Here is an 8,020-nt window from a genome sequence, read left to right on the forward strand (position 1 = left end):
TTCAACAAGATCAAACAGTTCAGAGGTATCGCCACCCGATACGACAAACAACCCGAGAACTTCCTAGCTGCCGTAAAGCTCGTCGCCGTCAGGCTATGGTGTCAGTCGTTATGAGTCTACGGCCTAACAAAATATTGTCCTTTAACCAATTCCCTGCCAGTATGATCACAACCGCCAACATAATAGCGCCGACGACACGGTAGTAGGTCTGCTCCCTCTCAATGGCATGCACCCGGTCAGCAAGTGCTTTGTCGACGTCCTTTATCTTTTTCGAAAGACCAGCGAAGGATTGCAGCTCGCCAGCGACAGCCGTCACCAGCTCGGGGTTGATACCCTTGTGAAGGGTGCTGTTTTTCTTGAAGCGGGTCTCGCAGTCGAGGCTCGCATACCAAATCAGGAAGATCGATTGCCCGCGCTTGAGGTGGATCGGCACGGGACCGGCGTTGAAGACGGCGAACGTCAGTTGGCCTCGATAGCCGGGATCGACATGAAAGCCAGAAACGTTAACCAAGCCCCGGAACTTCGCCTTGGCGCGGATCGAGATGAAGGCTAGGGCATCCGCTGGAACCGACACGATCTCCTCGGTAAGTAGGAAAGCAAATTGACCGGGCGGGATCGTAAAAGCTTCATCGTCGGTGAGTTTTCGGATTGTGACTGTGGTTGGGTCGACGGACTGATCATTTGGCGAGACATAGATTTCTGGGCCAATCGATAACGTATAGGCGGCGCAGTCCACGCGATCAGGCGCAAAAGGCTCAATCAGCGTCTTGAGCCGTTCGCTCAAGGTTTCCCCACTCCAGAACATGGCCAGTGGCTTGGTCATCGCTTGGCTTCTCCCTGTTCCCTATCATTCGATGGCGCCATGCCTTAATGTTGGACGCACATTGGTATCGAGTTCAAGGAAAGACGGTTCTTGTGAACGTCATCGGACACGGCATTGATTTGGTCGACGTCGCAGCTATGCAGCGCTGGATTGATGATCCGCGCGCGCCTCTGATTCCGCGATGTTTCGTTCAAGCCGAACTAGATGAGATCGGCGATGGACCCGATCGGGTAGAGCGCTTGGCAGGACGATTCGCCGCCAAGGAGGCGGTTCTCAAGGCGCTCGGCACAGGTTTCGGCGCCGGTGTCGCCTTCACGGATGTGATGATCCATCGCAGACCTGGCGCCGCGCCAGAGGTCCAACTAGCCGGCGGCGCAGCCAAGGTGGCCGAGACATTAGGTATCACCAGCTGGCTACTCAGTATCAGTCATGCCGGTGGTATGGCTACGGCGAGTGTTTTGGCGCTGGGTGCGTCGGCTTAAGCCTGCGGCACCTGGCTGGCAGACTGGCCCAAGAAGGTGATGCGCCGCGCGTCCAGATCGACGGCGACGCGGCCCCCACGCGCTGCGAATACAGCACGCCAAACCTCAAAGCCTTGCAGGATCGCCCTCTCCCACTCTCCAGTAGTGCATTGCCGCACCTCCAAATGGGACGTCATATCCTTGATCGTGCGTAGGAGCTGGAAGTCGAGGGCGGCGACGCCATCGAGAAAGCGATGGCGTCGCGCATATTCGAACGCAAGCGCGGATACGCCCTCTTCGATGACAGCTGCGCGCCCACCGTCCTCTACCTCATCAAGCAGCGGTTGACTCTTACGCTTGCGCCGGAGCAAGGCACGCGTGATCGGCGACCAGCCCAGGACGGCAGCATAAGCGAAATGAAAGACATCGTGGAAGCGGTAGCCATCTGGATCATAAGCATTGTCAGTGAGCTCCGCACCGAATGGCTTGCCGTCAATAAGGACGCGTACCTGCTGGCGTGTTTTGCCCTCAAGGTCGATGAGTTCGACCTCAAATCTTCGGGGCAAGCGCTCACCCTCCGGAAGCTCAGCGTCAAAGGTGAGCGGCTCGGTGCGTTCAGTTGCCCAACGCTGTTTGACCTTGGCGAGGTTGGCGGCGGCGACGTCCGAGAGGGAGAGGTCGAATTTACTCGCAACGTTAGCAATATACCAAAGCAGATCGCCCAATTCCTCGGAAACCCGCTCCTTGAACAGCCGGTGCGCTTCGCCGTCGCGTAGATGTTTTTTGTATTCGCTAAGCAACTGACCGGTTTCTCCGGCGAGGCCGAGCATGGGTACGATCAACGCAGTGCTGTCGTTGATGTCGTCGCTCGCTCGCACCCGATTGGTGCGCAGCGCCTCCTGCTGATAGTCGTTGAAGTCCATGCGCGCTTCCTTAGGCGTTATCCTGTCGCAGTGCGTTGCGGCGTGTCGACGTGGATTTTGTCGTTGAGCTTCCATTTCGGCGGATAAAACAAGTTGATCGGCTCCGGGGTCGGATCGAACTTTTGCTTGATGCGGACACGACCAGTTTTTCCAACGATCTGCGGATGTGCCACGCGTGCGTATTTGTCGACTTCGCAAAACAGATTCTGGCAATCGATCAACTGAAGCCGCCTACCCCAGAGCGATTGGAAGTCTAGGCCCAGGCGCTCGAACTCCTGTTCCTGCAGGTCGGCCATCAGCCGGATAAGTTCGGGCTCGTTCAGACCACCGGGGTCGACGAAGCATTTGCGCAGGCCGTCGCGTGCGCCCGGGCCGGGCACGACGAAGTCCATCTCGCTGAAGTCAGTGAGTTCGCTGTAGTTGATATCGGTGATGAACTGATAGGCGAGGAAGTCGCCGATCGTCGGATAGCTGCGCAGCTTCTCGAAACCCTCTTGCATCGTGCGGGTCTGCGCCAAGCGCTCGCCGAGGCGGTCGTCCATCATGCGTTCGAGCAGCAAAAGATGGTTCTGGTGTTTGGCTGATCGTCCGAAAGCGCTGCTACCCGGTGGCATGATATAGGCGGCCGAATAGATGCGCTGGCCGGCCTGCATTGCGCGGGCGAGCACTGTGTCATAGACGTTGAAGCGATAGTCCTCGAAACTGATCGGACCGAGCGTGCGTTCGAGCAACTCCCAGGTCTCGATCTTGTTGAACAGCTTGAACAGCAGGATGCGGAAAAATACTTCGCGTGGCGACTTGGGGAGGTCGTCGCGATAGATGACATGCCGGATGAGATATTGGCTGACCCTGTCGGACGCACGATAAGCGTTGGTGAACTTGTAGATTCTCAACATTGGATTATCTGTCCACGGGCGCTTCTCGCCATGCGCGCGGCGAAAAAACACAGCTTGCCGTTCGGCAGCGAAACGCCAATAGCTCTCGTAGACCTCGGAGACCTTGGCCGGCGCGAGATGTCGCAGCACGATCGGCGTAGACGCGACAGGCTCTATCGTGGGCCGAACGGCGACAGGCAACTCCATCGGCAGCGAGGCATCAGTTGAACGGGTCTTGGGGGGGCGGCCACGCGGACGTTTCGTCGGGACCTTGGGCGAACTATGGCTCAAAGCATCGCTCCAGCGGTTGCTGCGGCGATCAGCGACCGCGCCGCGGGTGCGGCGGGCGGGGCCACCACAGCTCGGGCGGCGGCGACCAACGGCGCGAAGTCGGCGGCGCTTTTGGTGATGCGCTCAAGCTTGGCAACTCCGACCATGACGTTCAGGCGCGCGAGCGGCATCCCCATCTCATGGGCCATAAAGGCGCCGAGCTGAGTCAGGCCGAGATAGTTGCCGTAGGCTTTATCGAAGATCTGCTGGGTGGCATAGAAGGCGTTGATGACAAGACCTGCCGCGGTGGGCTCGAAGCTTACCTGCTGCAGGCAGGGGAAACCGAGTTGCGCGCTTGCGACATGGTCTCGTCCCGGATCGAAGGTGGTGGCTTGCAGCATCGAGCGCCGCACGCCGGTACGAGAATTGTACTGAGACAAAATCCACTCCAGTTGATTGCCGTCGCAGGGACCACGGCCATACATGACTATGCGCTCAAAATACAGGCCGCGACCGTTAGCCTTGCGGTTCATCGCCTGCCAGCGCGGGAATGTCGCACGGTAGAGTGCGAAAAGGCGGGTCCGGTCACCGCGCGACATCTCCCAGAGGCGTTGCGGGAAGATTGTGAAAGCAACGTCGTCGACGACGAGCCGACCCTTCCTCTTGAGTAGGCGATCAAGGGCTTGGCGCACCGCTGGGTCTTCCACGGCCGATCTGTCTTCGCGGAAGCTGGTCAGGCTTAGGACCAATGGCGCAACCTCCGTTCCGGCGCCGTCGAGAACCTTTAGTAACAGTCGAGCCCAAGCGCGCGAGAGGTTGGTATCGTCGATCACCAGGGGAGGTGCTGCAACGATCGTCTTCGCCTTACTCATCCGAGTCCTCCTCCAGATGGCGGTATTGCGCCAAGCCGACATAGCCATAGGGCTCATTCTTCTGGACCGGAGCTACGCGCACGAAGACGGCCCATTCTCCGGCCACTGCTTGAAATATCCCTGGTTTGACAGCTCGGAATAAGCGTCCTGCTGGGAGATCGCGCTCGAAAAAGAGGCCGCCGCCCGCCACCTCGGTGTCGTGCGGCAGAAGAAGCAGTGTCTTGACCTCTGCGTCGAGGGTGGGCGCCGAGTGATGGCGGTCGATGATGATCAGCGGCTCAGGCGTCAGCGTCCCGAGAATGTCCATACGCAGCGCCTTCGGCGTAACCCGCTGCAAAAAGGCAGCGCGGCCACGGGTGAGCAGATTCACGCCCACCGAGAGGTGGGTGAGGAGCGTCGCATAACCAACGCCGAACTCGCAGGCGATGACGAATATCTGCGCTGGCGTTGCCGTTTCCGGATTCCACCCGCGGACTGAGAAGGCGCGCCGCAGGCCGATGATCGGCATGAGGATGAAACCCGCGAAGGTGTCAGCCAGAAACTCCTTTGGGTCGTCCCAGGGCTGAGCTTTCGCGTCCTCGCGTAGCTCGTCGATCGACGACCCATGTTTGAAGACATGATGGCCGAGTTCATGAGCGCAATTGAAGGCGCGACGCGGCAGGGGCCGTCGGGCGGAAAGATGGATGCGCGGAGGTGTGTCACGCTGATACATCCCTTCCATGTTGATGTTGTTGAAACGCACCGCGACGCCAAGCGTTTCGCACAGCCCGTAGATGCAGATCGGGCCGACCTGGTCTAGCTTACCCTTTGCCCGCGTCGCCGTGGCGGCTTGCATGGCTTGGGTCGCAAGAGCGCGACGGTTGAAGCTAGGCTTGGCAGTGCGCACAACGTCAATCAACGGTCGCCTCCGTTCGTAGTGGAATCGCTGCGCATCGCGGCCAATAGCTTCAGCAGGCGTTCCAGGTCATCGGACTTGAGTTTAGAGAGTTCGCGTGCCGCAAGTTCGAGCCGCGGGTCCTGGGCGTCAATCGTCTCGGGCGCCTCGCCCAGCAACCAAGCGACGTTGACGTCATAAATCTCGGCGAGCCGGGCAAGCTCGTCAGCTGAAACGCGGCGATTGCCGGCTTCGATCTCGCTTACAGAGGGACGATGTAGACCGAGCATCTTGGCGACATTACCTTGCGACAGACCCGCGAGCCTACGCGCCTCTTTCAGCCGCTCGGCAATCTGTGTCCGCTTGGTGGAATCGATTTCAGTCATGCTGCTGCCGCTTCTGTCTCGTTATGCTTCTTGAGCAGGTTGCAGACGAAGGCGACGGTCTCGTCGATGGAACGCGGGAGCTTTGTCGTCTCGTCGACGAAGATATTGACGTCGTTTGGGATAGTCGCACCGATCTCGATGGCAAGAATGGTGGTCGCGACAGGCCATACCTTGCTGTCGAACTTCGGCAGGTTCTCGATGGGCTTGGTAGCCCCAGTAAGCGACGGGCATTCTAAGCCGCTATCGGCCTGAATCTGACCGAGCACGACGATCAGCTTCTCTTTGAGTGCGATGGGGTCCATGGTCGCCTCCTTGATCTGACATGTGGTAAGATATTCTTACCAATCCTGAGAGTCAAGCTCCCTGTTGCTTGTCTGTTTCCGGTGGCCAACTCCATCCCAATGAACGACCAAATGGGCGCTTTCCGGACACGCCGTTCGTAGCCGTATTCGCTATCGGAGCAGCGACCGGAACGGCGGAAAGACCGCAATGGCCATTGGCTGCTCCTCCTGTGAGATGCCATATGAATGGGCTATAAGTTTACAGAAGTTGAATTTTGCAAAGTTATACTTTGTAAGCAGCCATAAACTTGAACCTTGGAGCACAGTTTGAAACTATGCTATTTTGCCAAGTATGACTGAGCAAAGGATAGGAAAGTTAAACTTACTGGAGCGGACGCTCCCTGACGGGCTGCTGGTAGATGCGGCCTGGATGGAGCGGCACGGCTATTCGACCAGCCTCCGCAGCCAGTATGTCGCCGCCGGCTGGCTGGTACAGCCGGTTCGTGGCACCTATAAGCGACCAATTGGCAAGCTGACCTGGGAAAGAGCCGTCATCTCATTGCAAGCATTGATGAAGCATCCCTTGATCGTGGGCGGCCGGACCGCGCTTGAACTGCAAGGGTTTGGTCACTACGTCTCCGCCAGCGGGCCGGCGAGCATCCACCTCTATGGTGACGAACCCCCTCCAGGCTGGCTTGCGAAACTGCCTTTCAAGGAGCGCTTCATCTTCCACAAGGCCCAGACCCTGTTCAGTGCAGCGACTGCCGCGGAGGGGCCGCTCAGCTTGGCAGGTGGCGATGACCATGAACGAACCGGGGATCATGTGCGCCCGCTATCCATGAACGCGCAATGGCCTCTGCTGGTTTCCACACCTGAACGGGCCTTTCTGGAATTGCTGGATGAACTGCCGAAACGCGAGACATTCCACAATGTCGATGTGATCGCGGAGGGGCTGCGCACGCTCAGCCCAACCCGTCTCCAGAAGCTGCTGGAAGATTGCCGCAGCGTGAAGGCCAAGCGGCTGTTCTTCTGGTTCGCCGAACGACATGGCCATCGCTGGCTCAACCGGATCGACCGGGACCGTATATCGCTCGGCAGCGGTAAGCGCATGCTGGTCAAGGGTGGCCGGCTTGATCCGAAATATCTGATAACCGTGCCGGAGGATCTTGGTGCCCCTGTCTGATCGCTATCGGGTGCAGGTCGCACTCCTGATCGCCGTGATGCCATTCGTTGCGGCGGAAGAGGATTTCGCGCTGAAGGGCGGCACGGCGATCAACCTGTTCGTCCGCGACATGCCCCGCCTGTCGGTCGACATCGACCTGACCTACCTGCCGGTGGCCGGGCGTCCTGAATCCCTGTCTGCGATCGATGCCGGCATGAAGCGGATCGCCGCTGCCATCCGCAAGGGACTGCGCGGTGCTCATGTCACCGAAGTCCTGAACACACGCGAGAGGGTTGTCACGAAGCTGACCGTGCACCGGGGGGATGCCCAGATCAAGATCGAGGTGACGCCCGTTCTGCGTGGCTGCGTCTTCGCTTCGGAACTGCGCTCCGTGTCTGCTACGGTGGAGGAGGCGTTCGGCTTTGCCGAAATGCAGGTCGTCTCGTTCGCCGATCTTTATGCTGGAAAGATCGTGGCGGCACTCGATCGGCAACATCCGCGGGATTTGTTCGACATCAAGGACCTGCTGGCCAACGAGGGCATCAATGATGAACTGCGCCGCGCCTTCATCGTCTACCTGGTCAGCCATGACCGGTTGATATTTGAACTGGTGGCACCCCGTCGCAAGGACCTAGCCCAAGAGTTCGCGCAGGGTTTCGAGGGCATGACGACAGAGCCCGTCGCTCTTGAGGACTTGGCGGCGGCGCGGGAGGCGTTGATTGCGACGATCATCGGCGGGATGCCGGCCGCGCATCGGGACTTCTTGCTGCGGTTCAAGCGCGGGGAGCCGGATTGGAGCCTCGTCGGGCTTCCTGAAGCTGCGAACCTGCCAGCCGTGCGGTGGAAGCAGTTGAACCTGGACAAGCTTGCCAAGACTGTCCGGGCACGTCTTGTTGATCAACTGGGTACAGCACTGTCATCCTGACCATAATATCCGATAGCCCCCGCCTGAGATGCAGAAGCAGCTTGGACTTGCCCTGGCAAAGTGGAGAGCCATTTTCTCGCCGTCAGGCGGCGGCCTCGAACAGGATAGGGCTTTTGTAGCCCAAGGCCGAGTGTCGCCGTATGGGATTATAGAACCCGTCGATGAATG

General features: G+C 59.0%; 10 protein-coding genes and 1 pseudogene. 4 read left to right on the forward strand and 7 right to left on the reverse strand.

The annotated features are described in order from the left end of the window. Positions 1-114: pseudogene (locus GE253_RS25390) on the forward strand (IS5/IS1182 family transposase); the annotation flags it as partial. On the opposite strand, the gene GE253_RS25395 reads toward GE253_RS25390, so the two are convergent. Continuing rightward, positions 89-823, reverse strand: a complete 735-nt coding sequence (locus GE253_RS25395; RefSeq protein ID WP_153206947.1) for a deoxycytidine triphosphate deaminase — start codon at positions 821-823, stop codon at positions 89-91. The pseudogene GE253_RS25390 and the gene GE253_RS25395 sit on opposite strands and share 26 nt — an antisense overlap. Before the next feature lie 47 nt (positions 824-870). Here GE253_RS25395 and acpS point away from each other — a divergent pair, with 47 nt between their 5' ends. Next, complete coding sequence (gene acpS, locus GE253_RS25400; protein ID WP_153206948.1) at positions 871-1,305, forward strand: holo-ACP synthase; 435 nt, start codon at positions 871-873, stop codon at positions 1,303-1,305. Here the strand turns inward: acpS and GE253_RS25405 are convergent. Genes GE253_RS25405 through GE253_RS25430 form a run of 6 tightly spaced genes read right to left on the reverse strand, consistent with a single transcriptional unit; the run spans position 1,302 to position 5,786 of the window. After that, positions 1,302-2,207 carry a nucleoside triphosphate pyrophosphohydrolase family protein gene (locus GE253_RS25405; protein WP_153206949.1) on the reverse strand — a complete coding sequence of 302 codons (906 nt, stop codon included), beginning with the start codon at positions 2,205-2,207 and terminating at the stop codon, positions 1,302-1,304. The genes acpS and GE253_RS25405 overlap by 4 nt on opposite strands. Before the next feature lie 17 nt (positions 2,208-2,224). Next, on the reverse strand, positions 2,225-3,373 hold the full coding sequence (locus GE253_RS25410; protein ID WP_211101600.1) for a nucleotide kinase domain-containing protein: 1,149 nt from the start codon (positions 3,371-3,373) through the stop codon (positions 2,225-2,227). After that, a complete protein-coding gene (locus GE253_RS25415; protein ID WP_211101601.1) occupies positions 3,370-4,224 on the reverse strand; it encodes a hypothetical protein in 855 nt (284 codons plus the stop codon). Before GE253_RS25415 ends, GE253_RS25410 begins: the two co-directional genes overlap by 4 nt. Further along, positions 4,217-5,122 carry an ImmA/IrrE family metallo-endopeptidase gene (locus tag GE253_RS25420; protein ID WP_211101602.1) on the reverse strand — a complete coding sequence of 302 codons (906 nt, stop codon included), beginning with the start codon at positions 5,120-5,122 and terminating at the stop codon, positions 4,217-4,219. The genes GE253_RS25415 and GE253_RS25420 overlap by 8 nt, the downstream gene beginning before the upstream one ends. Beyond that, the gene (locus tag GE253_RS25425; RefSeq protein ID WP_153206950.1) at positions 5,119-5,484 is read right to left on the reverse strand and encodes a helix-turn-helix transcriptional regulator; all 366 of its coding nucleotides are present in this window, start codon (positions 5,482-5,484) and stop codon (positions 5,119-5,121) included. The genes GE253_RS25420 and GE253_RS25425 overlap by 4 nt, the downstream gene beginning before the upstream one ends. Further along, the gene (locus tag GE253_RS25430) at positions 5,481-5,786 is read right to left on the reverse strand and encodes a hypothetical protein (protein WP_153206951.1); all 306 of its coding nucleotides are present in this window, start codon (positions 5,784-5,786) and stop codon (positions 5,481-5,483) included. Before GE253_RS25430 ends, GE253_RS25425 begins: the two co-directional genes overlap by 4 nt. A 331-nt stretch (positions 5,787-6,117) precedes the next feature. On the opposite strand from GE253_RS25430, the gene GE253_RS25435 reads away from it, so the two are divergent. Further along, positions 6,118-6,948 carry a type IV toxin-antitoxin system AbiEi family antitoxin domain-containing protein gene (locus tag GE253_RS25435; RefSeq protein WP_153206952.1) on the forward strand — a complete coding sequence of 277 codons (831 nt, stop codon included), beginning with the start codon at positions 6,118-6,120 and terminating at the stop codon, positions 6,946-6,948. Next, positions 6,935-7,852, forward strand: coding sequence for a nucleotidyl transferase AbiEii/AbiGii toxin family protein (locus GE253_RS25440; RefSeq protein WP_348770955.1), 918 nt, complete (start codon positions 6,935-6,937; stop codon positions 7,850-7,852). The genes GE253_RS25435 and GE253_RS25440 overlap by 14 nt, the downstream gene beginning before the upstream one ends. The last annotated feature ends 168 nt before the right edge of the window (positions 7,853-8,020 follow it).

The sequence above is a fragment of the Niveispirillum sp. SYP-B3756 genome (assembly GCF_009495745.1).
In the GTDB taxonomy this organism is placed as follows: domain Bacteria; phylum Pseudomonadota; class Alphaproteobacteria; order Azospirillales; family Azospirillaceae; genus Niveispirillum.

Coding starts and splice junctions, on each gene's coding strand:
- GE253_RS25415 (WP_211101601.1), bottom strand. CDS start 4,224: ATGAGTAAGGCGAAGACGATCGTTGCAGCACCTCCCCTGGTGATCGAC.
- acpS (WP_153206948.1), top strand. CDS start 871: ATGTTGGACGCACATTGGTATCGAGTTCAAGGAAAGACGGTTCTTGTG.
- GE253_RS25435 (WP_153206952.1), top strand. CDS start 6,118: ATGACTGAGCAAAGGATAGGAAAGTTAAACTTACTGGAGCGGACGCTC.
- GE253_RS25425 (WP_153206950.1), bottom strand. CDS start 5,484: ATGACTGAAATCGATTCCACCAAGCGGACACAGATTGCCGAGCGGCTG.
- GE253_RS25395 (WP_153206947.1), bottom strand. CDS start 823: ATGACCAAGCCACTGGCCATGTTCTGGAGTGGGGAAACCTTGAGCGAA.
- GE253_RS25430 (WP_153206951.1), bottom strand. CDS start 5,786: ATGGACCCCATCGCACTCAAAGAGAAGCTGATCGTCGTGCTCGGTCAG.
- GE253_RS25405 (WP_153206949.1), bottom strand. CDS start 2,207: ATGGACTTCAACGACTATCAGCAGGAGGCGCTGCGCACCAATCGGGTG.